Source organism: Rhodobacteraceae bacterium M385 (assembly GCA_025141835.1).
In the GTDB taxonomy this organism is placed as follows: Bacteria; Pseudomonadota; Alphaproteobacteria; order Rhodobacterales; family Rhodobacteraceae; genus Gymnodinialimonas.
The window spans coordinates 1902720-1929223 of record CP081102.1; the positions used below are offsets into that span (position 1 = coordinate 1902720).

Genomic DNA, 26504 nt, shown 5'->3' on the forward strand with positions numbered 1-26504 from the left:
AGGAGGGCGTGGTCGCGCCGTCAAGGGCGTTGTTCTGCTTGGCGGCGGTTTCTGGCTGCGTTACTCGGCGGCACGCACGGGCGGCTGGGGGCCGATGTCGCTGTCGAGTTCGGTGTCCTCAAACGGATTTGGGACCTCGGGGACGTCTTCGGGGGGCGGCGGGACGGGGGCCTCCGGCGGTGTCCGCGGCGCGTCGTTGGCCGGGGTGGTCTGAGGTTTGGGCTCTGGGGCCGGTTCCGTTGGCTCGGTTTCCGCTGGAGCAAGCTCATCGGGGAGGATTTCCTCGGCAGGGGCATCATCCCAGTAGATCACCGGATCACGGGTGCGGCGGGCATTGCGTTGCAAGCTCCAATCCTGGGCGCGGGTGCTGAGTTTGCGCGCGCCCACGAGGGCGAGGCCCCGGAAGCTACCGCCAAGGATGGTCCAGAACCACACACGCAGGGCCAGAAGTGACGGGGTGAATACAAGGGTGAGCACGGTCGCGATACCAAGGCCGAAGACGACCGCCGTGGCCAGTTGCTTCCACCAAAGGGCCGTAGGGCTATCGACGGTGTATCCCCCCGCGCCGAAGTCCAGCGAGATACCGTACATCATTGGGGCGAGGCCAGCCATCGTGGTGATCGTGGTAAGCAAGACCGGGCGGATGCGGGCTTCGGCCGTGCGCACGATGGCTTCGAGCTTTGGCATATAGCGGGCGTATTCCTGATAGGTATCGATCAGAACGATGTTGTTGTTCACCACGATGCCCGCCAGCGCCACAATCCCCGTGCCGGTCATGATGATCGAGAAAGTCTGATCCATCACCAGCATTCCGATCAGCACGCCCGTGGTGGACAGGACCACCGCCAGAAGAACCAGCACGGAATTGTAGATGGAGTTGAACTGCGCCAGCAGGATGATGAACATCAGGCCCAAGGCGGCGGCAAAGGCGGACGAAAGGAAGGCTTGGGATTCTTCCTGCTCCTCTTGGTCGCCTGCCCATTCCCAAGACACAGAGGCGGGCAGGGGATTTTCGGCCTCCAACCAAGTGGTGATCGCTTGAATACGTTCATTGGCGTTGACCGGTGTGGTCGTCAGGCTTGCATCGGCCAGCCCCGCGTCGATGTCGGCGGCGGTGGCGCCGTCATAGGCGGCGAAGATCTGATACGCGGTATCATCGATGGTGAGATCGGCACTGCCGCCGGTGGCAATCTCGGCCACGTCACGCAGGATGGCGATTGTCTCGTCCTCGGTATCCGTGACGCTGACAAGCCCCGAGAGGACATCGGCCTTCACCATGAAGAACCGCGACTGGTCGATGCGTTCAATCGTGGCCAGTTGCGGCGCAGGCGCGTAGGAGACAAAGTTGGACAGCGGGATCAGCCCATCGGGGGTACGCACGCGCAGGCTGTCGAGGGTGGAAAGCACCCGGGCCTCTTCTGGGAAACGCACGCGGATGTCGATTTCCTCGTCCGAGGTGGGGACGCGCATCGTATCCAGCAAGATGCCACGGGTGACCAGCTGCACCATGGCGCCCACGGTTTGAACATCGGCACCGAAGCGGCCAGCGGCTTCGACGTCGACGTTGATCTGCCAGTCGATGCCGGGAAGGGGCAGGGTGTCTTCCACTAGGGTCAGCCCGTCGAGGTTTTCATAGAAGGCGCGCACGATGCGGGTGGCTTCCTGAAGTTCTTCCCAATTGTCGCCGGACAAGCGCAGAGAGATCGGCTTGCCTGCCGCCGGGCCGTTGGCGACCGAGAAGATCTCGGTCTGGAACCCGGGAAGACGGTCCAGACGGGTTTGCAATTGCTCCAGGATCAGATCGCCGCCGGGGCGGGTGCCCCAGGGTTCAAGGTCGATCTGGACCTGACCCACGGTATCGGCGGGCGCGGCCGCACCGCCGGTGTTGTTGTTCAACCCGCCCGAACCGGAGAAGGCAAAGACATCGCGGACGCCCTCCTGGCTCAGCACGATTTCTTCGACTTGGCGGACCATGGCGTCTTGTTCATCAACGCTCAGATTGCCCCGGGCGCGGACATAGACAATGGCGGTTTCAGGCTCGGTGGTGACGAAGAACTCGACCCCACGGCTGTTGGCGCCGAAGTAGGTGAACACGCTGACGACAAAGACGCTGACGGCGGCGATAGAGACCAGAGGCATGACCGGGTTGCCGGTCAGGAAGTGGATGACCCAACCGAACCAGCTACGGCGGTAGCCCGAGGTGACTTTCTTTTCGCGGCGCGGGATTTGGATCGAAGACACGAGCACCGACATAACCACGCAGATGCCGACGAAGACCGCGCCGCTGATCGCCATTTGCATCAAGGGCGAAAGCCCAGCGGGCAGGGTGAACAACACCCCGTTGCGCACCACTTGCAGGGCTGACAGGAACATCACATAGGCCATGCCGATGGTGACGATCAGGCGCAGAAGATACCAAGGCAACGCGCCTTTGACGGCCAGCGCTGCCGTGTCAATCAACCGGCTGAAACGGGCCGCGACACCGCCCAGAACCGGCAGGTAGATCAGCGCCACAATTAGGGACGCCGAGAGCACGAAGATCAGCGTCACAGGCAACATGCCCATGAATTCACCGGGCACGCCGGGCCAGAACAGCATCGGCAGGAAGGCGCATAGTGTCGTCGCGGTCGAAGACACGATGGGCCAGAACATGCGCTTGGCCGCATCGGCGTAGGCCTGCATTGGCCGAGCACCTTCGGCCAAGCGTCTGTCGGCGTATTCCACCACGACAATCGCGCCATCCACCAACATGCCTACGGCAAGGATCAGGCCGAACATCACGATATTGGAAATGGTGATGCCCATGATCCCAAGAAGGATGAAGCACAACAGGAACGATGTGGGGATCGCAAAGCCCACCAGCAGCGCAGAGCGGGTGCCGAGGGCGGCCAGCACCACGATCATGACCAATGCAATCGCCGTCAGGACCGAGCCTTCAAGCTGGCGCACCATGCCGTCTACCTGTACCGATTGGTCCAGTGTGGTTTCTACGTTGACCGAGGCGCGAAGCTCCTCCGGCCAGGTGGCCTCTACGGCGGCGACGGTTTCGCGGATCAGGGCGACGGTGTCGATGATGTTGAAACCTTGGCGTTTGACCACCTGCAAAGCGATGGTGGTTTCGCCGTTGAACCGGGCGGTGCCGTCGCGGTCTTGGTAGGTCAGGCGGATGTCGGCCAACTCGCCCAGGGTCACCACCCTGTCGCCGTTAACCGAGATGGCGAGGTTGTAGACATCTTGGGCGTTGTCGAAGCTGGCGGGGATCGTCACCGAGATGGAGCCGCTTTCCGTCGTCACTTCGCCCGCAGCGATCAGTTGGTTATTGCCTTGGACCGCGTTGATCAGGTCGGCGGCGGTCACGTCATAGGCTTCAAGCGCAAGGGGATCGACGATCACCTCTAGCATCTCATCACGGGCCCCGGCGATCCCGGCGGAGAGGATCGGAGATAGCGCTTCCAACTCGGTCTGCATCTCATTGGCAAGCCGGATCAACGTGCGCTCGGGCGCGGAGCCGGACAGGGCCACGACCATGATCGGGAATTCGGAGAAGTTAATCTCGTTAATTGAATAGCTTTCCGCGCCTTCGGGGAACTGCACCTCGGCGCGGCCCATGGCGTCGCGCACATCGGCGATGGTTTCGCCCTTGTCCCAGCCGAACTCGAACTCAAGGAAGATGCCCGCGTAGCCTTCGGCGGCAGTGGCGTTGATCGTCAGCAAGCCATCGAGGTCTTGGAACTCGGCCTCCATCGGGCGCACCAGAAGGCGTTCGCTATCAAGGGCAGAGATGCCGGGGAAGGGCACTGACACGAAGAGGCCGGGAATATCGATATCCGGCTCACCCTCTTTGGGCAGGCCCACATAGGCGGCGGTGCCAGCGGTTAGAGACAGAACCACAAAGGCGATGACCATGCGCGCGCGTTGAGCGGCCCAGTCGATCACGCCCGTCATTGGCTCAACTCCTCAAACGTGGTGGCGACTTCGACGCCGGCTGTCACGAACTCTTGTCCCACAACGATCACATCGGCGGTGTCGGGCAGGCCCGACAACAGCACCCCACGGGCGGTATCACGGATCAGTTGCACCTCCACGAATTGCACGATCCCATCTTCTACGGTGCGAACGCCTAGAAGGCCCTCGTCATTCAGGGTCAGGCTAGAGGCGGGCAACAGATGCGAGGGCGCGCCTTCGGTCTGGATCAGGATGTTCGCAGTCTGGCCGTCGCGGATTGTCAGGGCCGAGTTTGGCACCGTGATCTCAACCCGGAAGGTGCGTGTACGTTCATCGGCAGAGCGTGACAGGAACGTCACTTCGCCCTGCACCTGTTGGCCGCTGGCCAGTTCCGCGCCTGCGGTTGCCCCCACCTGGATACGGTCCACTTGCGCTTCGGGCACAAAACCCACCAACTTGATCGGGTCCAACTGAATGATTGTGGCGCAGATCGTGCCGGGCTGCATCAGCGCCCCAAGCTCTGCCGTGTCGGTTTCCAACAGGCCCGAGAATGGGGCGTGGATCGTCAGCATGGTGATCGCCTCTTCGGCGCGGGTCACGGCGGCCTCTGCGGCGCGAACCCCTGCAAGGGCGGATTGCACGCTGGCCTGTGCCGCTTGAACGCCCGCTTGCGCCCCTTGTACCTGTGCCATGGCGCTTTCAACACCAGCCTCTGCGGCAGCGACGCCTGCGGTGGCCGAGGCAGCGCGGGTGTCCGAGCCGAAGCCGGATTCGGCCAGTCGCGTGGCGGCGTTGCCGTCGATCTGGGCCGATGTCAGTTGTGCCTGCGCCTGTGCCAGCATGGCGCGCGCTTCGGGCAGGCGGGCCTCTGCCTCGGGGATGCGTGCCTCGGCTTCTGGGACGCGGGCCTGCGCTTCGCCAAGGCGGGCTTGCGCTTCTTCCAATGCGGTGCCGGATGTGCCGGGATCAATCTCGCACATCACTTGGCCCTCTTCCACGAAAGCCCCCGCCCGGATGGGGGTGGAGATGATGCGCCCCGACGTTTCCGACGCTACATCAACCATACGCAAGGCTTCGGTCCGGCCCCGCAATACCACGGCGTTCTCGGTGATCTGCGCCTCGGACCGGCGCACAACCACGCTGATCAGACCATCGTCGGTGACCGAGGTTTCCGCCGCATCGGCCTCAAGCGGCGTAATATCTGTAGGCACATTGTTGGGCTCTGGGATAATGTCGCCCGCCGTCGCGGCAAAGCCATCGGCAAAATCGACCAGTGTTTGGCGGTCCAGAATGGCGAAATACAAGACCACGCACACAATCGCCGCAGTCAGCATCGGGAATAACTTCATTCAAGAACCTCTCTGGCCCGACCCTTAAATACCGTCGGAGGGGCGAATATCGCGTTATGCAGGCTCATAGTGCTAAACCGACCGGTTCAGTTTAGGAGCTGTGTACAGCCTGCGCAAGAATGAACCGAACGGTTCAGAACGGATCAATCCCACCAGTATTACAAGGTGCGTCCGGGTGCCAATGCGACCCTATCGCGCGTGCAGATTGAACCCGCAATCACGAGGCCTTGCCCCCATGGGCCAAGGCGGGGTAAGTCGGTGCCAACAATGAATGATCCGGGGTGGAGCGGCGTCCATGGCCAATACCGACAGTTTTATTGATGAGGTCAGCGAAGAGGTCCGCCGCGACCGCCTTTATGCGTTGATGCGCCGCTGGGGTTGGATCCCTGTTTTGCTGGTGCTCGCCATCGTTGGCGGTGCAGCTTATCTGGAATGGAAAAGCGCCCAAGATCGCGCCCAATCCGAAGCATTTGGCGATGCCCTTTTGCAAGCGTTGGATGCCGAAGACACCGAGGCCCGCATTGCGGCGCTTGAAGCCGTGGAAACGCCCTCTGCCGAGGCAAGCATCATTCTGGCGCTTTTGACCGCGGGAGAGGCCGCCAACGGCGAAGATCGCGTTGACGCTGCCGCCCGCCTGCGGGCCGCTGCCGACGCCCCCGGCGTAGCGCGTCGCTATGTGGATTTGGCGCTGTTGAAGGCCGAAATGCTCGACCCCGCGCCTGAGGCCGAAGCGCGTATCGTCCTTGAGGCGCTTGCCGCCCCCGGCGCGCCCTATTCGGCGCTGGCCGAGGAACAATTGGCCCTGATGGAAGTGCGCGCCGGCGATCTGGATGCCGCGTTGGATCGTTTGCGGGCCATTGAACGCAGTGCGGCGGCAACGGCAGGCTTGCAACAACGCGCAGCGCAGTTGATTGTGGCGCTGGAAAGTGGTGCTGTCTTGGAAGACGCGCCGGTAGAGCCCGTGGAAGAAGAAGCGAGCCCCGCCGAGGAAGCGCCAACTGAGGAGGCGGCGCCTGTAGACGCGGAAGCGGAAGCAGCCGAAGGCAGCGACGTGGAAGCGGCAGCGGAAGCGGAACAAGAGCCCGCCGAAGGCGCGGTCGAGGAAGAATAGGGCCCGCGCATTTGCGCCCAAAGCCCGAAGGACGAAAAACGTGAGGACCGTCTTTGGCCGATGCCAAATTCCTCTGGTCCCGGAACGAGTGGTGGACGCGGCATGAGCCTTGTAAGCACGATGATCTCTTCGAAAACGCTTCTGAAAGCGGGGGTGGCTTTGGTCACGTCGCTGGTTCTTGTCGGCTGTGAACGCGAAACGATCTTGCCGGGGGAACGCTTCTCGGTGGATGCGGTGCTGGACGGCGGCGCCGGTGTCGAAGTCACAACCGACGGCCCCCGCGCCATTAGCCTGCCCTCTGCGGCGCGGCTGAGTGCTTGGGAACAGCGCGGCTACAACGCGTTGAACCGCACCCCCCACGCCACGCTTAGCGCCAACCCGACGGCTGTTTGGACGGCTGAGATCGGGCAGGGGAACTCTCGCCGTCACCGGATTTCCGCCGATCCCGTTGCCGCCGATGGCCGTGTCTTCACGATGGATTCTCGGGCCGGTGTTGTGGCCACATCGCTCACTTCTGGCACGCCCCTTTGGGCCGCAGATTTGCAGCCGGGCTTTGACCGGGGCGGCAATATCTCGGGCGGTGGCTTGGCCGTCTCGGGCGGGCGCTTGTTCGTCACCACAGGGTTCGGAGAGCTTATCGCGCTCGACGCGGCTTCGGGCGCAGTTGCTTGGCGGCAGCGCCTTGATGCAGGCATCGGCGCGCCGACCGTTGCTGATGGCACCGTTTATGTGGTGAGCCGCAATAACCAAGGATGGGCGATTGACGCCAACACGGGCCGTTTGGAATGGAACGTGCCGGGCACGGCCACGGGCGCGGTGCTGGCCGGAGGGGCTGCGCCCGCGGTTTCAGGCCGTCTTGTCATCATGCCCTTTGGCTCGGGCGAGATTGGCGGCGTGTTGCGCCGCTCCAGCGCTTTCTTGTGGAATACCTCCGTTGCGGCGGGTCGCAATGGCGTGGCCTATGCCAACATCAACGATGTCACCAGTGATCCGGTCGTTGTGGGCAACCGTGTCTACATCGGCAACCAATCGGGCCGTGTCGTGGCCTTTGACACCACACGCGGTTCGCAGTTGTGGCAGGCGGACGAGGGCGCCTATTCGCCGGTCTTGCACACCGGGGGCGATTTGTTCTTCATCTCGGACCGCAACGAGCTGATCCGCCTTGATGCGGGCTCGGGCGCGCGGGTTTGGGGCACGGAGCTTCCGCTCTACGTCAATGACCGCGAGCGTCGCCGCCGTGCCGTCTATACGCACTTCGGCCCGATCCTTGCGGGCGGGCGTCTGGTGATGGCCTCGGGCGATGGCAATGTGCGCTTCTTCAGCCCCGAATCCGGTGCCTTGACCGGCGCGCTGGAGCTTCGCCAAGGCGCTGCGGCGCATCCCATCGTCGTGGGCGATACGCTTTTGGTGGTAACCGAAGATGGCCGCCTGACCGCGTTTCGTTAAGCGCGTGGCATGGCCAGCAGCCAATCCATTCGGCATGGCCGATCCTCGGCGAATGCCAGAAGGCGCATCTGATCATCGAATTTCGCCAGTTCATCAAAGGCGTGGGCGTCGATAGGCTCATTATGTACGATTGTTAGCTCATGTGTGTGGGCAAACCGCGCTAGTAGATCCTCCCGCGAGTTCTGATCCACGGGCATGATCGTGTCGTGCAATTCAATTGCTATCGGTGTGTGTCTACACAATTCGATGGCGTCTCCATTCCAAAGGTCGAATTCCGCTCCTTCGATGTCACATACAACAACGGCGTCAGATGCGTGCTTAGTGAACGTGTCCAAGACCGATGTAGCATCGGCGGTCCCCTTCAACTCCATCCGATTTGCGACTCCGTTGATTTCGGCTATCTTGCCAAGATTTGCGCGTCCCTCGGATGATGCTTCGAAACAGATGCTATATTCAGCGGCATCAGCGACCAGACACCCAATTCCATAATATCCGTCGCCTGCGCCGATGTTGATGATCTTCGACCGCTCCGCAAGCGCTGTGATCGTCCATTTGACGATTCCGCTTTCATATGTTCCTAGAATTTTTCCTGTTAAATCAAGGTTTCCCCAAGATTGCCCTTCCCCCAAGAGCATTCCTGAGAACGGCCCGTGGGAAATTCGATTCCCATGAATTCGTCGGACCTCGGCAAGGACTTCGCGCCTGGCGCCCTTGATTGTTTTGAACTTCCAGCGACGAAAACGCATGCTCACGGCCCTACATTCCTTACGCACTAGGACGTCGAAAAACGCCGCTGACATAAATACTAGTTTGAAGCCAAAGCCAAAAGGCGAATTTCTCTGCTTGGAATGCGCCCGCCTTAGGCACCTTCCCTGCGCGGATCATTCCCACTCAATCGTGCCCGGAGGCTTGGAGGTGATGTCGTAGGTCACCCGGTTGATGCCTGCGACCTCGTTGATGATGCGGGTGGCCGTTTCGCCCAGGAACTCATGGGTGAAAGGATAGTAATCCGCAGTCATCCCATCCACCGAAGTCACGGCCCGCAAGGCGCAGGCGTAATCATAGGTGCGGCCATCGCCCATGACGCCAACGGTGCGCACCGGCAGGATCGCAACGAAGGCCTGCCAGATCTCATCATAGAGTCCGTGCTTGCGGATCTGGTCGATATAGACCGCATCGGCTTGGCGCAAGATATCGAGCTTGGCGCGGGTGATCTCTCCGGGGCAACGTATGGCGAGGCCAGGACCGGGGAAGGGGTGGCGGGCGATGAAATGCGCCGGAAGGCCCAATTCGTGACCCAAGGCGCGGACCTCATCCTTGAACAGCTCTCGCAGGGGTTCCACCAGCTTCAGGCCCATCTTCTCGGGCAGGCCGCCGACGTTGTGGTGCGACTTGATCGTCACCGAAGGGCCGCCGCTGAACGAGACGCTTTCGATCACATCGGGGTAAAGCGTGCCTTGGGCAAGGAAGGCCGCGCCTTCGATCTGGTCGGCGTATTTCTGGAACACGTCGATGAACAGCTTGCCGATGATCTTGCGCTTGGTCTCGGGATCGCTGACGCCTTCCAATTCGCCAAGGAACAGGTCTTGTTCTTCGGCGTGGATGACGTGGAGGTTCATGTGGTCGCGGAACATTTCGACCACGTCCACACCTTCATTCAGGCGCAACAATCCGTGGTCCACGAACACACAGGTCAGCTGATCGCCAATCGCCTCGTGCAAGAGCGCCGCGGTGACCGAGCTGTCAACGCCGCCAGACAGGGCGCAGATCACCTTGGCGTCGCCCACCTGGGCGCGGATCGCCTCGATCGCCTGTTCGCGGTAGGCACCCATGGTCCAATCGCCGCTGAAACCTGCAAGGCGCACGAAGTTTTCGTACAGCATTGCGCCGCGTGGGGTGTGGTGGACTTCGGGATGGAACTGGACCGCAAAGAAATTGCGCGATACGTCCGCCGTGATCGCGTAGGGCGCGTTGGGAGAGGTGCCGTAAACCTCAAACCCCGGTGCCAGCTTGGCCACGTGGTCTCCGTGGGACATCCAGACCTGTTCAGACCCATCGGCGAACCAGCCCTGCAACAGCGCCAAGGCACCGGTGGGTTCCACGAAGGCTCGCCCGAACTCGGCCGTGCCGCCGCCGCCGGAAATCTTGCCGCCATGCACTTCGCCGCCCAAGTCCTGCATCATGACCTGTTGGCCGTAGCAAATGCCAAGGATCGGCACGCCCGCGTCATAGGCCGCTTTGGGGGGCCGAGGAGAGCCTTCGCGCGTGACCGAATCCGGTCCGCCGGAAAAGATGATCGCCTTGGGGGCGAATTCCGCGATGAAGGCATCATCGACGTTTTGATAGGGGTGAATCTCGCAATAAACGCTCAACTCGCGCAGGCGGCGGGCGATCAGTTGCGTGACCTGCGATCCGAAGTCGATGATCAGCAGGCGTTCATGATTGGCGGGGTCTGGGACAGCGGCGTTGTTCATGGCCACGGATTAAGGCGCGCGGGGGCGGGGCGCAAGACATCGCATGTCGCATCCGCGTCCCACATGTCGCACTCCGGCGATGGAAACGCCCAAACACGGGCTAGGGAGGGACATGGAATTAACGCCGGTGGAGGATGTCATGGGCGACGCAGAACAAACAACAGGCAAGCGACGGGCACGGGGCGGCGGTGGCGCAGCGCGGCGCGCGTCGCGTTCGGCCGTCAGCTTCGAGACCGCGCGGTTCATCGAGCGCAAAATCCCCACCCTCGATATCCTTCACGATGAAGCGCTGGAGATCATCGAGGCGAACGCCGAAACGGTTCTGGAAGAAATCGGCGTCATGTTCGTGGAAAACCCCGCCGCGCTTGCGCGTTGGCGCGAGGCGGGCGCGGATGTGCGTGGCGAACGGGTCCATATCCCCCGCGGCCTTGCGCGGGAGTTGGTGAAAACCGCGCCGTCCAAGTTCACGCAAATCGCCCGCAACCGGGCCCGTGACGTGGAAATCGGGGGCAACACGATGGTGCTTGCCCCGGTCTACGGCCCGCCCTTCGTCCACGATCAGGCGGGCGGACGGCGTTATGCCACCATGGCCGATTTTGAGAAGTTCGTGAAGCTCGGCTACATGTCCAAGTGGCTGCACCATTCTGGCGGCACTGTTTGCGAGCCGACCGATGTGCCGGTGAACAAGCGCCATCTGGATATGCTCTATGCCCATATGTCGCTGTCCGATAAGCCCTATATGGGTTCGGTCACAGAGCCGTCGCGGGCGGAAGATTCCATTGCGATGTCGAAAATCCTGTTCGGCGCCGATGTGGTTGAAAACAACTGCGTCATGACCTCGCTGATTAACATCAACTCTCCGCTGACATTTGACGGGGTGATGATGGGCGCGTTGGAGCATTATGCCGCCGCGGGCCAGGCCTCGATCATCTCTCCGTTTATTGTGGGCGGGGCGATGGCGCCGGTCTCTGTGGCCGGGACGCTGACCCAATGTCTGGCCGAAGGGCTGGCGGGGGTGGCCTATTCGCAACTGGTGCGGGCGGGGTCGCCTGCGATCATGGGGGCGATGGTGACCTCCATCGACATGAACTCCGGCGCGCCGACCTTTGGCACGCCCGAAGCGTCGCAGATCACCTATGGCATGGGCCAATTGGCCCGCCGCTTGGGGCTGCCATACCGCTCGGCCGGGGCGTTCACCGGCGCGAAAATTCCCGATGCGCAGGCGGGATATGAGACAGCGAATTCCCTGAACATGGGGCTGTTGTCCGGGGTGAATTTCATGCTGCATTCTTGCGGATGGCTTGAGGGTGGCTTGTCTGCCAGCCCCGAGAAATTCGTGCTGGATGCCGATCAATTGGGGATTTTGCACCGGATGGCCGAAGGCGTGGCGGTCGATGAGAATGCCCAGGCCATGGACGCCCTGCGTGAGGTTGGCCCCGGGGGCCACTTCCTTGGCTGCGCCCATACCCAAGCCAATTACAAGGACGCGTTCTGGCGGACCAATGTGCTGGACTACAAGCCCTATGAGACATGGGCAGAAGAGGGCAGCCGCACCACCTATGAACTGGCCGCCGCCAAGGTTGAGCGGATGCTTAGCGACTATCAGCAGCCGCATCTGGACCCAATCACCGATGAGGCGCTGCGGGCCTACGTGGCCGAGAAGAAGGCCTCTATGCCCGACGCGTTCATCTAAGCAGTTCCCTAAGTTCCGGGCGACTTTTTCCGACTTTGCGCCGGGGTGAGTCGCCCATTTTCGCGGATCTCTGGCCTGATTTCGCGATGTGGCCACCGAATCTTGGCCCGCGCGACTTTTACTAAAATTGTCTAGGAATCACCCCTTGCGGCGGCCAGTAGCGCGCTCATCACTTGGACGTGGCGGGTGGGCGAATATCCCATGCCTCCGCCCATCCGTGCGGCGTTCAACATTTCTTCCTCTGCCAACAGCTTTCCGACCGGGCGGCGCTTGGCTCTGCGGTGCGCATCCCCTGTAACACAAGCCAAAGTGGCTGCTTTTACCAGAAGGCCAGGGCGGTGCATCTGTGTCAGGTGAGTGGTCAGGTCGGTCATATCTAACGCTCCTTGGGAAGTTAATCTGATCCCAAGAATGCCCCCGGAACGGGGTGTGTTGCGCCATCGCACGACCTTGCGTTCGGAGCCGTCTCAATTGTTTACGTTTTGGAAACAATTTTGCACTTATCCACAGTTTTTAACGATTCAGTAATCAATACGGCGGAATCCTGCTGGGGTACTTCCGCAACTTCAAAGGGCCCGACGGCCATGACCCCAGACGCTCGCAGCGAACACCAAAACACCAAGTTGATGCCGGGATGGGTGCCAGAGGCGGCATGCCAATACCTTGCACATGTGGCCGAGGGGCAATCCTTGCGGAAGATTGCACAACGGACCGGGCAGGCGCCTTCGACGATCTCTCGTCGTATTCGCCAAATGGAAGCTCGGCGTGACGACCCACTTATCGATGAAGCGTTGAGTTCGCTGGCCGAAGGGGTCGGCACTCAATGCCACCCGACAATGAATAAGGAGACGAGGCGCATGACTGCCCCAATACGGACGCCGATTGATGACGAGGCTTTGGTCACCCGAGAGGCAAGGCGCATTTTACGCCGCCTGTGCGAAACTGGCGCGGTTCTGGCGGTGGCCCAGGACATGGATAAAGCCGTGGTGCTGCGCCAAGGTGCCGATGGCAACCAGACCCGAACCGCCGTGGTGGACCGCCGCGTGGCGCAGGCCTTTGCGGTGAAAGACTGGATCTCTTGCGTGAAACAGGGCGGCAAACTGGCCCGCTACGCCATCACCTCGGTCGGCAAGACTGCCTTGAAGCGTCTGTTGGAAGAAGACCGTAAGCGCCGCATGGGCACTGCTGGTTTCGCCGAGGGGCCAACTGCCTTCCAGGGACAACACGCCACTTGGGGCACGCGCGACGTCTCGGGCAAGGGGGGGAAACGCGAAACGATGCGGGTGAACCTGTCGGAATCGCCTCTGGCAGGGTTGGCGCGGCGGAAGGGCCCCGATGGCAAACCCTTCTTGGGACCGGAGCTGGTGCAGGCCGGAGAGCGGTTGCGCGAAGAGTTTGAACGCGCCCAGATGGGCCCCCGCGTCGGGCAGAACTGGGATCGCTTCCTTTCTGGATCGGACCGGGGCGGGTTCATGGCCGATGGCGGGGTTGGTGAGGGCCCCCGAGCCGCGCGCGCCCGTGTTTCAGACGCCCTCGATGCCCTTGGACCCGGCCTTGGGGACGTGGTGATGCGGGTCTGTTGCTTCCTTGATGGGCTTGAGACCGCCGAAAAAAGGCTTGGTTGGTCTGCTCGGTCGGGGAAGGTGGTTCTGAAGATCGGGTTGCAACGACTATTGCAGCACTACGAATCTGTTTCAGATTTTCGGCCAGCAACGCGTAATTGAAACAAACTAAGGCAATGTGGCAAGAATTGTGCTCCATTTAAGGAGATTCCATTTCTTGTCATATTGGTTAACAAGAGGTTAACGGCGTCGTTTCGCTGGTAACTATCTGACTTTAAATAGGCAATCTGACTGCTGGCGAAAAGTTGCGCAAAAAATGCACCATAAGAAAGAAAATTACATTTTTTCCTTGGAAGAGGGAAAAGTTCTGCTAGCTTAATTGGTGGGGGCGAAATTGATGAGATGGTGCCAAAATGAAACTGAGCAGAAAAACGATTAAAACTCTGGGCGTTATTTCGATGGCCGCGGGAACGCTCTTTGCGGGAACAGCGGCAAATGCCCAACAATCCCTTTCCATGGAAGAATGTCGCGAAGTTATGGAAATGAATCCGGCGTTTGTTCGCCGTGCGGTGCGTCAAGCCTGTGGCAGCGCATTGGCCGCGCTTTCTGAGAATGATACTGCCGTAACGCGCGGAACGTCTGCCGTGATGAACCCGAACCCAGATGCGAACCCCGGTGGTTCCGACGGCGGTGATACTGCCTCGGGTGGTGGTGGCGGCACCGGGACAGCCCCGTTGACCATCACGGCTAGCGCATTTCGCAATGGTCGGCTTGCCCCCAACGTGTGTCTAGGCATGACCGGCGGCAGCACGCAAACATGCTCGCTGGTGCTTCTGCAAACAGCACAGGGCGCGCGTCACATGCTTTTGGGCGATGGTGGCGTGGTACTGAACGCGAATGTCGACATCAATGGGCGTGATTTCCTTGACTTGACTGTTGCCGCTAACCAATCTGGCTTGGCGGTGGATGCAGATTTGGCCGGCCATGACCTTGCCAGCGTTGGCCTCAACGGCGGTAACGGCAATGGTGGCAGCCACGGCGGCGGTTTGAACGTTGATGCCGATCTGGGCGGGCATGATTTGGCCGATGTTTCCGTCGGTTCCGGTTCCGGTGGCGGCTTGTCTGTAGGAGCAGACGTCGGCGGCCACTCGGTTGCAGAAGTAAGCGTTGGCGGAGATTCTGGCCTGTCGGTCAGCGTCGGTGGCATCGGGCTTCTAAACTAAGCTCAAGGGCTTCAACGACAAAGATGCCCATTGAGATTGGGATGAGGGCGGCGCAATTTGCGCCGCCTTTTTCGTGTGAGAGAGTCAGTATCTGGCGCGTCAAATGTCTCTGCTATCGGAATCAAAATGCGGCAGAAGTGTGAATTTCACGTTTCCCTAGGTGGAACTTGTCTTGGTAATAAATCATTAATCAAAAATTTTTTTGTTTATCACGAACGCATTGCCAGTTTTATTAAGATGGTTAGGTTTAATTGGTTTACTCTAGCGGGGCCAATTCGGGCGAATGGGCGGGTCAATCTATTTACATTCCACGATCCGCGCCAAGGGGTGCCGATCTCAGCCCTAGGAAACCCAATGAAACGCACCATGTTTACCGCCACCTCCATCGCGCTCACGCTTGCCGCTACGCCACTGGCGGCTCAAACGGCGATGACGCCCGCCCAATGTGAGGCCATGATGATGGCCGGCACTCAGAACTATGCGGCATCGGCCGTCGCGGGCTGCACGCCGTACTTTCAGGCCTTGGCCCGTAACGCCACAGCGCCGGGCACTTTCGCGACCGTGATCCCGCAAGGGGTGACGGTGAGTGTTTCAACCTCGGGTGCCGGGGGATAAGGGCCGCCGCGCCCGGACGCAGGCTTGTGATCCGGGCATGGCGGCTGTGTCGAATTAGGGGAATTACATTCCCGGTAAAACAAGGTAATCAAAGGCGTTACCGAACCGGAGGCTCCTATGCGCGATCTGAAGATTCCTGAACAACGCCATCCCGAAAAGGCGCGGCGTCCAGACAATCCTCAGCCCAAAAAGCCATCTTGGATCCGGGTGAAAGCGCCGGTCGGGGAGGGGTATAAGGCCACCGCCTCGATCATGCGCGAGCACAAGCTAACCACGGTTTGTGAAGAGGCCAGCTGTCCGAACGTGGGCGAATGCTGGTCCCAAGGCCACGCCACGATGATGATTATGGGCGAGGTGTGTACCCGCGCCTGCACCTTCTGCAATATCGCGACGGGCAAGCCGCCCGAGGCGTTGGACGTGTTTGAGCCGGGCCGTGTCGCCGATGCCGTGGCGAAACTTGGCCTGAACCATGTGGTGATCACCTCGGTCGATCGCGATGATGTGGAAGATGGCGGGGCCGAGCATTTTGCCCAAACCATCCGCGCTATCCGCAACCGTGCGCCCGACACCACAATCGAAATTCTAACGCCGGATTTCATCAAGGCGGCCCCAGAGGTCTTGGAAATCGTCGTCGAGGCCCGGCCCGACGTCTTTAACCATAATCTCGAGACCGTGCCCGGCCTCTACCCCGAGGTTCGTCCCGGCGCGCGTTATTTCCATTCCCTGCGTCTGTTGCAGCGCGTGAAAGAGCTGGACCCGAGCATTTTCACCAAGTCCGGGATCATGGTGGGCTTGGGCGAAGATCGCCAATCGGTGATGCAGGTCATGGATGACATGCGGGCCGCTGACATTGATTTCATGACGGTCGGGCAATATTTGCAGCCGACCCCAAAGCACCATGCGGTGGACCGTTTTGTGACTCCGGAAGAATTCGAAGGCTATGAGAAAGCGGCTTGGGGTAAGGGGTTTTTGATGGTCTCTGCTACGCCACTGACCCGCTCATCCTATCATGCGGGCGATGATTTCGCGCGGTTGCGGGCTAACCGCATGGCCAAGCTGGCCTAAGCTGCCGCGGTTGCTGTATTGACGCGCCCCGCCGGGGCGCGGCGTATGTGATGTTTGACCCGTCTAGGGGCGAGTGCGATGCCAATGGAAGCACGAAGTCAGCGTTGAATTTCTAGTCCAATGCGCAGCCCGCCCCAATGGCGACCATTGACCATGATGGGGGCGGAAATGTCCTTCATCATCACATAATGCCCACCCCCCATGTCGCGTCTGTTGGTCTGCATCAGAAACGGTGCCGTATTGCGCCCTGCCTTCAGGCCAACGCGGTCGTTGAACATGCGACGGTTCCGGCAATGGGCCGCGTTCCACACCTCATCATCACCTTGGGGGGACGAGAAAATGGTATTGTGGGTCGGCAAATAGCCATTGCGGTCGATAGCAACACAGAAAATGACCCGAGGATCGGCGGAGAGCACCGATTCTTGAACCGAGGGAAGCACAGCGTCGGTGAATCGGGTGAAAGGGGCCATAAATTGCTCGGGCCGCGAACCCTTGATTGGGGTGTAGGTCATGTCAAAAAGCGCCTCGGCTGTGATGTCGCCTTGGGCGATCCCCCGCTCGAACAGGCTACCAACTTCGGCGGCGCGATCTTGAACCAGCTCGATAATGGCGGCATCGGCGTTGCCAGCGCCAAGCTCAACCGCGACCTGCACCGCACGTTCCGAGATGTCGATGATTTCCTCGGCTCGGGTATTGGCGTTGTGCACCCCTTGCGCGGTGCCCTTCAAGGCGGCGATTAGGCCCGAGAAAGCGGGGCCGAACTGGTCCACGGCATAGGTCACCCCCACGGCATTTTCCGTAAGCTCTTTCGTGCCTTGGGTAGCAGCGGACACATCAAGGTTAATCTGGGTCAACGCCTTATCAACGAGGGAGGACCCTTCCAGCACGAAATGCGCGCTTTCGGCGGTTCGTTGGGCATCGCTCCGCAGATCGCCGATGGCGCTTTGCAGGGACCGGGTGGAGCCTGTCACCTCTGCCGCGGCGCCGGCGGTTTCTTTGGACAGGGCATTGATCGCCTCGGCCACAACGGCAAAGCCACGGCCCGTGTCACCAGCACGCGCGGCTTCGATCCGGGCATTCACGGCAAGGATGTTTACCTGTTTGGCAATGGCAGCAATCTTGAAATTCGCCTGATTTACCGTGGCCAGAGTGTTTTCGACGGCGGATAGGACGCCTTCAAGATCACCCACCCATGTGGCCACCTCTTTGCTTCGCTCAGCGGAGTGTTTGAGCGTATCCATCGACCCATCAAGGGTGTCCTTGGCGCGAAAATTAGCGGCGGCAACTTTCTCCAGCACATCCGACATCGTGCCGATATTGGTGGCCAGCGATGCAGCCTGATTGGCCACGTCCTTCACGACATTCAACTGGGCTGCCGCATCTTCATCAATCTGTTGGAGATGCGCGGCCAGCGTAATGATATTAAACCCGGTCCGTTCAGCCAAAATGCCAAGCCTGTGCAGACCTTCGCTGGACGCGCGCCGCCGTTCCACGAATGGAGCATTGGGATCGCTAGAAACTGGAACCGCCATCGAACCGCCTTTGTTGAGACGGTTCAGCCCTAGCACCCGGACCTTTCTGCTTGGTTAAGGCGTGGGTTGGTCAGCCTCGGGCAGGGCCAAAAGATAGGCGGCGATCGCGGCCCGATCCTCGGCGCTGATCTGGGCGAGGTTCAAAATGACAGAGCGCATATGGCCCCCGGCGCTGTCAAATTCGGGGGTAAAGCCGTCGGCAAGATAGGCGGCGATCTCATCAGCGGACCAGCTCAGCTCAGCGGGCGTGAGGGCCGGAATTGTGCCGCGTCCACTGGGATCGGGCGCCCCCGTCAGCCAGGCGGACCGGTCCAGCGCCCCGATGCCATTGCGCGGTGTGTGGCATTCGCCGCAGTGGGCCAACGCCTCCGCCAGATAGCGGCCACGGGCGGCGGTCGCGGGCAAATCGGCGGTGACGGCATAGGTGTCGTGCAGGTTCAGCACGTTCCAAAGACCCACAGCGCGGCGAATATTGAACGGAAAGCCCACGTCATGGGGCAGGGACGGGGTATCGGAAGCGGGCAGCGTCTGCATGAAGGCAAAGAGATCCGCCAAATCCTGCTGATCGGCAAGGCGGTAGGCGGTGTAGGGGAAGGCGGGGTAATAGTGCTGCCCATCGGGGCTGATCCCGTTTTGCAGGGCGGTCAGGAACTGCGGCAAGCTCCACCCGCCAATGCCGTGGGTGGCATCGGTAGAGATATTGGGCGCCCGGAAGGTGCCGAAATCGCTGGGGAATTCCTGGCCTCCGGCCAGCACCAACCGCTCCTCCGCTGAAGCGTCCTCGCGGCTGTGGCATGAAGCGCAACCGGCGGCCCAAAAAACGGCCTCTCCGGCAACCGGATCGCCGGGGGCGAGCCCGGCCACGTCGGTCTGGGTGATATAGGTGGGCCGTGTCAGCGCCCAGGCGACGCCTAATCCAAGCACCACCAAGGCGGCGGATATGCGCAGAACACGACCCATAGTGACCTACCTACTGCGCCTGGCGGTAGTCATCGTGGCAGGCGCCGCAAGCCGCGCCCACGGGGCCCATACCGGCGCGCATGGCATCTAACCCGTCACCGGCGACCCCGGCCAAGCCTTCCGCTGCGGTGCCAAACTGGCCCCAAATTTCGAGCACGCGACTGTCATCGGCCCAGATTGCGGGCAGGGCGCGGGTGCCTTCGATGCTGTCGCTATCGGTGCCGGGAACCCAATGGAAACGCTGGTCAATCTGGCTCATGGCCAGCAGGTTATTGGCCGCCGCCTGTGCTGTCTCGGGGTCGTAATCGGTGTTGCCTCGGGCCATTTGTCCCAGCACGCCGATGTTCAACGCCATGATTTGAAACTGTCCCTGACGGGCGCTGACGGCGGGGTCGACGCTATGGCCGTCTGCATGCGCGGTGAACGCGACGGTGCTGACAGTGAGGGCGATGGTGAGGGCGGCTGTGGCGGCAGTTTTCACTGAGTTCATGGCGAGGCTCCGATAGATTGCGGACAAGGGTGACAGAGTACGGATCAGCGTAGAGAGGCACACAATCATGTCAACTCACGCTTCGGTGCGTTGATGAACGGTCCCCCTGCGGCTGCACGATAAAGGGGCGGGTTGCGTTCGCCTCAGTCTTCCTGCTGAACCCGGCCAATAAACGGCAAGTTCCGGTTGCGTTGCGCATAGTCGATCCCGTAGCCCACGACAAATTCATCGGGGATCTCGAACCCGACCCAATCGGCCTCAATCTCCACCTCGCGGCGGATTTTCTTATTCAAAAGCGCGATGGTTTTCAGTCGGTTCGGCTGGCGTTGCTTCAGCAGCGCCACGACATGGGTCAAGGTGTGTCCGGTATCGACGATATCTTCCACAACCAGAACATCGCGGCCCTGAATCTCTCCTCGGATATCCTTGAGGATGCGCACTTCGCGTGAGCTTTCCATGGCGTTGCCGTAGCTGGAGGCCTCGAGGAAATCGACCTCGACCGGCAGGTCCAACTCGCGCACCAGATCGGCGATGAACACGAAGGATCCGCGCAACAATCCCACCACCACCAGCTTGCTGGTGTCGGCGTAGTCTGTCTCAATCTCGCGGCACAATTCTTCAATGCGTGCGGCGATGGATTTGGCCGAGATCATCTGCTCGACCGTGTAGCCCTGCTGCGCCATTTCGCCCCCAAATCTTTGTCATGCCTTGAATTCTTGCGCCTGTTTTATGACATGGGCTGCAAAGGTAAAAGCCGAAAGGGTGCCCGTGCCAAGCCATTCTGAAACCCGTGTGCTGCCTTATACTGCCCGGCAGATGTATGACCTTGTGGCCGATGTGGCCAAGTATCCTGAGTTCATTCCCTGGACGATCGCCACCCGTGTCCGTTCGGTCGAACGTGGCGAGGGATGTGACGTGATGCATGCGGATATGGTCGTGGGATTCAAGATGTTCCGAGAGCGTTTTCAAAGCCGGGTCACCCTGTGGGAGTCCCAAGGCAAGATCGACACGGAATACGTCGATGGCCCGTTCAAGTACCTGATATCCAATTGGGAATTTGTGGATGTGGATGCGGGCTGTGAAGTCCGGTTCAAGGTGGATTTTGAGTTCAAGAACCGTCTATTACAGGGCGCCGCGGGCCTTTTCTTTATGGAGGCGATGCAACGGATCGTGCGTGCCTTTGAGACCCGCGCCTTGGCCCTTTACGGGTAGACCGGGCCTCGGCCCGGGTCCGCTCGGCCCGGGTTCGAACGGCTTTCGCGCTATACCTACACACTATTTGAAACGAAAAACGCCCGAACCTTCACGGCCCGGGCGCATTGGATTCTTAACGGGGTTAACCCTTAGGACGTGATGTCGTAGGCCCGTTCCCCATGAACCGTGATGTCGAGCCCCGTCACCTCGGTTTCCGCATCGACGCGCAGGGGGGTCACAAGGCCCACCAGTTTGGCGATCACCACGGTCAAAACGCAGGTGTAGATCCCCACAACCGCAAGGCCGCCAAACTGTGCCAAGGCGCTGACATCGCTGCCGAAAAAGATGATCATGATGGTGCCGAAGATGCCGCCCACGCCGTGAACCGCGAAGACATCCAGCGTGTCATCAATGCGGGCCTTGTTGCGGATCAGGTTAACCGCTTCTTGGCACAGGATACCCGCGACAGAGCCGATGATCAGCGCCGCAACCGGGCCCACAAAGCCCGAGGCTGGTGTGATCGAGGCAAGGCCCGCGATTGTGCCGGTCACGATACCCACGAGCGAGGCTTTACCGTACTTGATCTTTTCCCACAGGCCCCATGTCAGCGACGCCGCTGCCGCCGAAATATGGGTGACGGTGATTGCCATCGCCGCGCCGCCGTCGGCCGCCAGTTGAGAGCCGCCGTTGAAGCCGAACCAGCCAACCCACAGCATCCCCGCGCCGATCATGACCATGCCGGGATTATGGGGCGGGGTGGTCTTGTTCTTCCGAGCGCCCAACATGACGGCAAGGATCAAGGCGGCAAGGCCCGCCGTCTCGTGTACCACGATGCCGCCCGCGAAATCGCGCACGCCGATGTCCCCAAGGATGCCCCCGTCCGACAACATGCCGCCGCCCCAGATCCAGTGGACCACGGGCGCGTAGACCGCCAGCATCCAGAGGCCCGAGAAAAGCAGCACGAAGCCAAACCCGATCCGTTCCACATAGGCGCCAACGATCAGGGCGGGGGTGATGATGGCGAAGGTCATTTGGAAGGCGAAGAATAACACTTCGGGCAGGGTGCCGAACAATGTGTCTGGGTTAACGCCGTTAAGGAATGCGCGATCCAGCCCGCCCCAGAAGCCGCTTTCACCGGGGCCAAAGGCGATGGAGTAGCCAACGGCCAGCCAAAGCACGCTCATCACGCAGGCGATTGAATAAACGTGCATGAACACGCTCAATACGTTGCGGGCGCGCACGAGGCCGCCGTAGAAAAGTGCCAATCCCGGCAATGACATAAAGAGAACCAGCGCCGTGGCGACGATGATCCATGCGGTGTCCGCTCCGTTCATTTCGATGTCCCTCTCTCATCGGTTTGAAGCGAGAAAGCGGGTTATCGGCGCGGGAAAAAGAGGCAAGGGAGGGATTCAGCGATGAATCTGCGGGCGTTTTGTGAAGTGCTTAACAATTGGGCGTAAATCGGCGGGCTATGCCTGTTCATTGGGCGCGTTGTGCGCGGCTTGCTCCACCAGTGATAGCGCGTGCGCAACGGTCCGGGAGCGGACCTCTGCGCGCCCCAAAGCGCCAAATTCGACCGTTTCCACATGCACCTTGGTCGCTGTCGCGACCCCGAAACACACGCGCCCTTCGGGCTTGTGCTCGGACCCTCCGGGTCCGGCGATGCCGGTGACAGAGACAGCGATGTGCGCCTCGGATCGGGCGAGCGCCCCTTGGGCCATGGCCTCTGCCACCGCTTCGCTCACAGCGCCGTGGGCCTCGATCAAGGCCATGGAAACACCCAACATCTGAACTTTGGCGGCGTTGGAGTAGGTAACAAATCCGCGGTCAAACAAGGCGGATGATCCCGCGATATCTGTGACAGCCCCGGCGATCAGCCCGCCGGTGCAGCTTTCCGCAGTGGCCAACATCCAGCCGCAAGCACGCAAAGCGTTAACGGCGTTAACACTCACATCAGCACCAGATGCGCGAAGACGGCAAGCAGCGCCACCACCATCGACGCCAACCAGCCTGCGATCACGTCATCAGCCATGATCCCGAAGGCCCCATGCTGGCGATCTGCCCACCCCACGGGGCCGGGTTTCAAGATGTCAAAGGCGCGAAACGCCAGGAATGCGGCGATCAATCCAGGGTAGAGCGCCAGGATGTCGGCCCCCATCATCCATGCGCCAAACGACACCGGCCACAGCGCGACCCATTGGCCTGCGACCTCATCTATCACGATTTCTGACGGGTCATCGGCGCTATCTCCCACCTCTTGCAGCACCGCCCACCAACCCAGTCCGGTCACCACGAAACTGGCCACGAAAAGCAGCCAGAAGCCGCCAATCATGTGTAGCAACACCCCGGCAATCAGCCCCGCAAGGCTGCCCCAAGTGCCCGGCGCGGGCCGCAACAGGCCGACGCCGCCCACGGTTGTGATCGCCCGCATCATGGGGCCACCAAGGTTACTGTCGCCATCGCCGCAATCCCTTCTTCCCGGCCCGTAAACCCGAGCCTTTCCGTCGTTGTCGCCTTGACCGAGACGCGGCCCACGTCGATGCGCAATAGCTCTGCCAACCGCGCGCGCATCGCGCCTGCGACGGGGCCGATTTTTGGCCTCTCACACATCAATGTAAGATCGGCGTTTGAGATGTTGAAGCCCCGAGCGGCGGCTAGATCTACGGCGTGGGTCAAGAAAATATGGCTCTCCGCGCCTTTCCATTGTGGGTCCGTGGGCGGGAAATGGGTGCCTATATCGCCTTCGGCCAAGGCGCCATAGATCGCGTCGGTCACCGTATGCAGGCCCACGTCCGCATCGGAGTGGCCTTGCAATCCGCGCGTGTGCGGAACGGAAACGCCGCAAAGCCACACCTGATCACCCGGCCCAAACCGATGCACGTCAAACCCATTGCCGACACGGATATCCATGGCGCTCTCCAATAGTTTCGCGGCCCGTTCAAAGTCGCCGGGCGCGGTGAGTTTCAGGTTTGCCTCGTCGCCCGGCGTGATCGCCACATCAAGCCCAAAGGCACGGGCCACGGCGACGTCATCGGCGGCGGGGGTGGTCTGCGCGGCGTGCGCGGCGCGAATTGCTCTCAGGTGGAACCCTTGCGGGGTCTGCGCCCGCCACAGGTTTGCACGATCCTTAATGGCGTTAACAGTTTGCGCGCCGTGCCAAAGCGCGTCGGTCACCGCAAGGGCAGGGGCGGCTCCGGGGTGTGAGCCGAGCGCCTTCAACACCCCGTCGATCACCGCGCGGCTCACCAAGGGGCGGGCGGCATCATGGATCAGAACAATCTCGCCGTGTTGAATCGCCTCCAGCCCCGCCCGGACCGAGGCTTCACGGGTGGCCCCGCCGAACACCCGGTGCAGGGGTGTTTGCGTGTTTGGGCAGCAGCGCGCGAAGAGGGCTTCATCATCGGGGTGGATCACCACGATGATCTCCGCAACCTCTGGATGAGTATCGAAGGCGCGGATCGTGCGGGAAATCACAGGGGCGCCGCATAACTCTCTGTATTGTTTGGGTAATTCTCCGCCCATGCGGGTGCCGCGTCCGGCGGCCACGAGCAGGGCAGTGGCGGGTTGAGGGGGCGTTGTGGTGGGCGTATGGCTCATGCCTAAGGGTCTAGGCCCAAAGCCTTTCTGGCACAATCTCTTGATGATCTGCCCATTTTTTCACCGGCATTGCCTAATATTTGTGCAAATGCACGTTTGCATGCAAAATGACCCGATGCCTCATTTGTCATCGCCTCGGGCGGGGACTACCAAAATTAGCAGTTACACATGGAAAATACCTTGTCGATCACCCTTGGCTCCATCCCCCTATCTCCGCCGGTCCTGCTCGCGCCGATGGCCGGAATCACGGATTTGCCGTTCCGCCGCCTCGTGTCCAGCTTTGGCGCGGGCCTTGTGGTGAGCGAGATGGTCGCCAGCCAAGAGATGGTTGAGGCCAAAACCTCGGTTCGGGCTCGGGCGGAATTAGGGTTAACGGAGCAAGCCAGCGCTGTGCAATTGGCGGGTCGCGATGCCTATTGGATGGCCGAGGCCGCGCGTATCGCGGAATCCAAAGGCGCACGGATCATCGACATCAACATGGGCTGCCCCGCGAAGAAGGTTGTGGGGGGGCTTTCGGGCTCGGCCCTGATGCGCGATCTGGACCATGCGCTGCATCTGATCGACGCAGTGGTTAACGCCGTTAACGTTCCCGTCACGCTGAAGACGCGCTTGGGGTGGGATGACGATTTGCTGAACGCTCCTGAATTGGCGCGGCGGGCGGAAAACGCTGGCATCCAAATGATTACGATCCATGGCCGGACCAGGTGCCAGTTCTACAAGGGGCGGGCCAATTGGGCGGCGATCCGCGCTGTGAAAGACGCGGTTAACGTGCCGGTCATTGCCAACGGGGATATCGTGAACGCCAGTGCCGCACGGCAGGCGATGGAGCTTTCGGGGGCCGATGGTGTCATGATCGGGCGCGGCATTCAGGGACAGCCTTGGCTGCTATCGCAGATCGGCGCTTCCTTGTTCGGAGCCAAGCCAGCAAAGGTGCCTGAGGGCGCGGAATTCTTGAGCATGGTCGCCACTCATTATCTGGACATGCTGTCGTTCTATGGCGCCGAATTGGGCGCTCGCGTGGCCCGCAAACACCTTGGCTGGTATATGGACAGGGTCGCCACGGCCCCGGCGCTGCGCAAGAAAATCTTAACTGAAAAAGTGACCGATGAAGTGTTTCGGATGTTGCCTGACGCTTTGTTGGGCGACGCAGAAAGGGCAGTTGCATGACCGATATCACCACGGCGCTTTGGGCGTCCCTGCCGACGCCAGCGCTTATCCTTGATGCCGACGATTGCATCTGCGACGTGAACCCCGTGGCCGAGACATTCCTTAACGCGTCTTGCAAGTCCCTTGTCGGCAAGCCCGCTTGGGAAAAAATATATGTGGAGCCTGACCTTAGCGACAGTGTGGCGCGGGTCCGCGTGGCGCAGTCGCCGATGTTTGTGAATAGTGTCGACGTAGGCACCAGCAGTCGGCGTCCGGTGTCTTGCAACATTCAAATCGGGCCACTGGCCGACCGCCCTGACCACGTTCTGGTGTTGTTGGAAAACCGAGAGCTTGTGGGCCGGATGAACCGGGCAATGTCCTCTAAAACCGCGGCGAAATCTGCCATCGGCATGGCCGAGATGCTGGCCCATGAAATCAAGAACCCGCTGGCGGGGATCACCGGGGCGGCGCAATTGATCTCGATGAACGCCAATGCCGAGGACCGAGAGTTAACGGACTTAATCGTTGCCGAGACCCGCCGTGTGTTGAAGCTTTTGGAACAGGTCGAAGACTTCGGCAATGTGCGTCCGCCAGAAAGGCGCCCGGTCAATATTCACGATGTGTTGGACCGTGCGCGCAAGTCGGCCTCGGTCAGTTTCGCAGCGCATATGACCCTAGTGGAAGACTACGATCCGTCACTGCCGCCGACATGGGCGGACCCGGATCAGTTGCAGCAAGTGATTGTAAACCTAATGAAAAATGCCGCCGAGGCCGGTCAATCGGGCGGCACGATCCGCTTGCGCACTTTCTACGAGGCCTCTCTCAAGGTGCGCCGCGCCGATGGGCAGGGCACCGCCGCGCCATTGCAGATTGAGGTTATCGATGACGGCCCCGGTATTCCGGGAGAGCTGCAACAAGACGTGTTTGAGCCGTTCGTATCGGGCCGTGAAAACGGCACCGGTCTGGGGCTGGCGCTGATTTCAAAAATCGTGGCCGACCACGACGGCTGGATCGCCGTGGAAAGTAGACCCGGACGCACGGCGTTCCGCGTGTCACTACCCATCGTTCCTAAAGGGAGCGTGTGATGCAGAACACCACCCCT

General features: G+C 60.9%; 22 protein-coding genes and 1 pseudogene. 10 read left to right on the plus strand and 13 right to left on the minus strand.

Annotation, left to right across the window (positions count from 1 at the left end):
* Window positions 1-60: 60 nt before the first annotated feature.
* Window positions 61-3945, minus strand: coding sequence for an efflux RND transporter permease subunit (locus K3728_09325; protein UWQ97392.1), 3885 nt, complete (start codon window positions 3943-3945; stop codon window positions 61-63).
* Window positions 3942-5294 (minus strand): efflux RND transporter periplasmic adaptor subunit, encoded by a 1353-nt coding sequence (locus K3728_09330; protein ID UWQ93953.1) that lies wholly within the window; start codon window positions 5292-5294, stop codon window positions 3942-3944. The genes K3728_09325 and K3728_09330 overlap by 4 nt, the downstream gene beginning before the upstream one ends.
* A gap of 295 nt (window positions 5295-5589) precedes the next feature.
* Between K3728_09330 and K3728_09335 the strand changes: the two are divergent.
* Window positions 5590-6216: pseudogene (locus tag K3728_09335) on the plus strand (hypothetical protein).
* A gap of 291 nt (window positions 6217-6507) precedes the next feature.
* Window positions 6508-7851 (plus strand): PQQ-like beta-propeller repeat protein, encoded by a 1344-nt coding sequence (locus tag K3728_09340; GenBank protein UWQ93954.1) that lies wholly within the window; start codon window positions 6508-6510, stop codon window positions 7849-7851.
* Here the strand turns inward: K3728_09340 and K3728_09345 are convergent.
* Both K3728_09345 and guaA read right to left on the minus strand, forming a co-directional pair.
* Window positions 7848-8597, minus strand: coding sequence for a hypothetical protein (locus K3728_09345; protein UWQ93955.1), 750 nt, complete (start codon window positions 8595-8597; stop codon window positions 7848-7850). The genes K3728_09340 and K3728_09345 overlap by 4 nt on opposite strands.
* A gap of 135 nt (window positions 8598-8732) precedes the next feature.
* Entirely contained in the window at window positions 8733-10325 is a 1593-nt protein-coding gene (gene guaA / locus K3728_09350) for a glutamine-hydrolyzing GMP synthase (GenBank protein ID UWQ93956.1), read from the minus strand.
* Between the two features lie 139 nt (window positions 10326-10464).
* Between guaA and K3728_09355 the strand changes: the two genes are divergently transcribed.
* Window positions 10465-12018 (plus strand): trimethylamine methyltransferase family protein, encoded by a 1554-nt coding sequence (locus K3728_09355; GenBank protein ID UWQ97504.1) that lies wholly within the window; start codon window positions 10465-10467, stop codon window positions 12016-12018.
* A 131-nt stretch (window positions 12019-12149) separates the two neighbouring features.
* Here the strand turns inward: K3728_09355 and K3728_09360 are convergent, their stop codons facing one another.
* Complete coding sequence (locus tag K3728_09360) at window positions 12150-12392, minus strand: hypothetical protein (protein UWQ93957.1); 243 nt, start codon at window positions 12390-12392, stop codon at window positions 12150-12152.
* A 210-nt stretch (window positions 12393-12602) separates the two neighbouring features.
* Here K3728_09360 and K3728_09365 point away from each other — a divergent pair, with 210 nt between their 5' ends.
* The 4 genes from K3728_09365 (at window position 12603) to lipA (ending at window position 16483) form a co-directional block, all read left to right on the plus strand.
* Window positions 12603-13742, plus strand: coding sequence for a helix-turn-helix domain-containing protein (locus K3728_09365; GenBank protein ID UWQ93958.1), 1140 nt, complete (start codon window positions 12603-12605; stop codon window positions 13740-13742).
* A gap of 251 nt (window positions 13743-13993) precedes the next feature.
* Window positions 13994-14803, plus strand: a complete 810-nt coding sequence (locus tag K3728_09370) for a hypothetical protein (GenBank protein ID UWQ93959.1) — start codon at window positions 13994-13996, stop codon at window positions 14801-14803.
* 354 nt (window positions 14804-15157) lie between these two features.
* On the plus strand, window positions 15158-15418 hold the full coding sequence (locus K3728_09375; GenBank protein ID UWQ93960.1) for a hypothetical protein: 261 nt from the start codon (window positions 15158-15160) through the stop codon (window positions 15416-15418).
* Window positions 15419-15535: 117 nt separating this feature from the next.
* Window positions 15536-16483, plus strand: coding sequence for a lipoyl synthase (gene lipA / locus K3728_09380; GenBank protein ID UWQ93961.1), 948 nt, complete (start codon window positions 15536-15538; stop codon window positions 16481-16483).
* A gap of 98 nt (window positions 16484-16581) precedes the next feature.
* On the opposite strand, the gene K3728_09385 is transcribed toward lipA, so the two are convergent.
* The 4 genes from K3728_09385 to hpt form a co-directional block, all read right to left on the minus strand.
* Window positions 16582-18015, minus strand: coding sequence for a methyl-accepting chemotaxis protein (locus K3728_09385; protein ID UWQ93962.1), 1434 nt, complete (start codon window positions 18013-18015; stop codon window positions 16582-16584).
* A 54-nt stretch (window positions 18016-18069) separates the two neighbouring features.
* Window positions 18070-18975, minus strand: coding sequence for a cytochrome c (locus K3728_09390; GenBank protein ID UWQ93963.1), 906 nt, complete (start codon window positions 18973-18975; stop codon window positions 18070-18072).
* Window positions 18976-18985: 10 nt separating this feature from the next.
* The gene (locus K3728_09395) at window positions 18986-19465 is read right to left on the minus strand and encodes a cytochrome c (GenBank protein ID UWQ93964.1); all 480 of its coding nucleotides are present in this window, start codon (window positions 19463-19465) and stop codon (window positions 18986-18988) included.
* A gap of 143 nt (window positions 19466-19608) precedes the next feature.
* Window positions 19609-20148 carry a hypoxanthine phosphoribosyltransferase gene (gene hpt, locus K3728_09400; GenBank protein ID UWQ93965.1) on the minus strand — a complete coding sequence of 180 codons (540 nt, stop codon included), beginning with the start codon at window positions 20146-20148 and terminating at the stop codon, window positions 19609-19611.
* Between the two features lie 85 nt (window positions 20149-20233).
* Here hpt and K3728_09405 point away from each other — a divergent pair, with 85 nt between their 5' ends.
* Window positions 20234-20677 (plus strand): type II toxin-antitoxin system RatA family toxin, encoded by a 444-nt coding sequence (locus K3728_09405; GenBank protein ID UWQ97505.1) that lies wholly within the window; start codon window positions 20234-20236, stop codon window positions 20675-20677.
* 131 nt (window positions 20678-20808) lie between these two features.
* Here K3728_09405 and K3728_09410 read toward each other — a convergent pair whose 3' ends face one another.
* The 4 genes from K3728_09410 to K3728_09425 all read right to left on the minus strand — a co-directional run bounded on the left by K3728_09410 (window position 20809) and on the right by K3728_09425 (window position 24256).
* Window positions 20809-21993, minus strand: coding sequence for an ammonium transporter (locus tag K3728_09410; GenBank protein UWQ93966.1), 1185 nt, complete (start codon window positions 21991-21993; stop codon window positions 20809-20811).
* Between the two features lie 135 nt (window positions 21994-22128).
* Window positions 22129-22611 (minus strand): CinA family protein, encoded by a 483-nt coding sequence (locus K3728_09415; GenBank protein ID UWQ93967.1) that lies wholly within the window; start codon window positions 22609-22611, stop codon window positions 22129-22131.
* Window positions 22608-23093 (minus strand): phosphatidylglycerophosphatase A, encoded by a 486-nt coding sequence (locus K3728_09420; protein ID UWQ93968.1) that lies wholly within the window; start codon window positions 23091-23093, stop codon window positions 22608-22610. Before K3728_09420 ends, K3728_09415 begins: the two co-directional genes overlap by 4 nt.
* A complete protein-coding gene (locus K3728_09425; GenBank protein ID UWQ93969.1) occupies window positions 23090-24256 on the minus strand; it encodes a bifunctional 2-C-methyl-D-erythritol 4-phosphate cytidylyltransferase/2-C-methyl-D-erythritol 2,4-cyclodiphosphate synthase in 1167 nt (388 codons plus the stop codon). The genes K3728_09420 and K3728_09425 overlap by 4 nt, the downstream gene beginning before the upstream one ends.
* 168 nt (window positions 24257-24424) lie before the next feature.
* On the opposite strand from K3728_09425, the gene dusB reads away from it, so the two are divergent.
* On the plus strand, window positions 24425-25423 hold the full coding sequence (gene dusB / locus K3728_09430; GenBank protein UWQ93970.1) for a tRNA dihydrouridine synthase DusB: 999 nt from the start codon (window positions 24425-24427) through the stop codon (window positions 25421-25423).
* A complete protein-coding gene (locus tag K3728_09435) occupies window positions 25420-26487 on the plus strand; it encodes a PAS domain-containing sensor histidine kinase (GenBank protein UWQ93971.1) in 1068 nt (355 codons plus the stop codon). The genes dusB and K3728_09435 overlap by 4 nt, the downstream gene beginning before the upstream one ends.
* Window positions 26488-26504: the final 17 nt, after the last annotated feature.

Excerpts from the sequence above, each read along its gene's own strand:
- K3728_09425 (UWQ93969.1), bottom strand. The coding sequence starts at position 24,256 with ATGAGCCATACGCCCACCACAACGCCCCCTCAACCCGCCACTGCCCTG.
- K3728_09375 (UWQ93960.1), top strand. The coding sequence starts at position 15,158 with ATGAAACGCACCATGTTTACCGCCACCTCCATCGCGCTCACGCTTGCC.
- K3728_09395 (UWQ93964.1), bottom strand. The coding sequence starts at position 19,465 with ATGAACTCAGTGAAAACTGCCGCCACAGCCGCCCTCACCATCGCCCTC.
- K3728_09385 (UWQ93962.1), bottom strand. The coding sequence starts at position 18,015 with ATGGCGGTTCCAGTTTCTAGCGATCCCAATGCTCCATTCGTGGAACGG.
- K3728_09340 (UWQ93954.1), top strand. The coding sequence starts at position 6,508 with ATGAGCCTTGTAAGCACGATGATCTCTTCGAAAACGCTTCTGAAAGCG.
- K3728_09410 (UWQ93966.1), bottom strand. The coding sequence starts at position 21,993 with ATGAACGGAGCGGACACCGCATGGATCATCGTCGCCACGGCGCTGGTT.
- lipA (UWQ93961.1), top strand. The coding sequence starts at position 15,536 with ATGCGCGATCTGAAGATTCCTGAACAACGCCATCCCGAAAAGGCGCGG.
- K3728_09390 (UWQ93963.1), bottom strand. The coding sequence starts at position 18,975 with ATGGGTCGTGTTCTGCGCATATCCGCCGCCTTGGTGGTGCTTGGATTA.
- K3728_09345 (UWQ93955.1), bottom strand. The coding sequence starts at position 8,597 with ATGCGTTTTCGTCGCTGGAAGTTCAAAACAATCAAGGGCGCCAGGCGC.
- K3728_09370 (UWQ93959.1), top strand. The coding sequence starts at position 13,994 with ATGAAACTGAGCAGAAAAACGATTAAAACTCTGGGCGTTATTTCGATG.
- K3728_09325 (UWQ97392.1), bottom strand. The coding sequence starts at position 3,945 with ATGACGGGCGTGATCGACTGGGCCGCTCAACGCGCGCGCATGGTCATC.
- K3728_09330 (UWQ93953.1), bottom strand. The coding sequence starts at position 5,294 with ATGAAGTTATTCCCGATGCTGACTGCGGCGATTGTGTGCGTGGTCTTG.
- K3728_09355 (UWQ97504.1), top strand. The coding sequence starts at position 10,465 with ATGGGCGACGCAGAACAAACAACAGGCAAGCGACGGGCACGGGGCGGC.
- K3728_09365 (UWQ93958.1), top strand. The coding sequence starts at position 12,603 with ATGACCCCAGACGCTCGCAGCGAACACCAAAACACCAAGTTGATGCCG.
- K3728_09360 (UWQ93957.1), bottom strand. The coding sequence starts at position 12,392 with ATGACCGACCTGACCACTCACCTGACACAGATGCACCGCCCTGGCCTT.
- hpt (UWQ93965.1), bottom strand. The coding sequence starts at position 20,148 with ATGGCGCAGCAGGGCTACACGGTCGAGCAGATGATCTCGGCCAAATCC.
- K3728_09435 (UWQ93971.1), top strand. The coding sequence starts at position 25,420 with ATGACCGATATCACCACGGCGCTTTGGGCGTCCCTGCCGACGCCAGCG.
- dusB (UWQ93970.1), top strand. The coding sequence starts at position 24,425 with ATGGAAAATACCTTGTCGATCACCCTTGGCTCCATCCCCCTATCTCCG.
- guaA (UWQ93956.1), bottom strand. The coding sequence starts at position 10,325 with ATGAACAACGCCGCTGTCCCAGACCCCGCCAATCATGAACGCCTGCTG.
- K3728_09420 (UWQ93968.1), bottom strand. The coding sequence starts at position 23,093 with ATGATGCGGGCGATCACAACCGTGGGCGGCGTCGGCCTGTTGCGGCCC.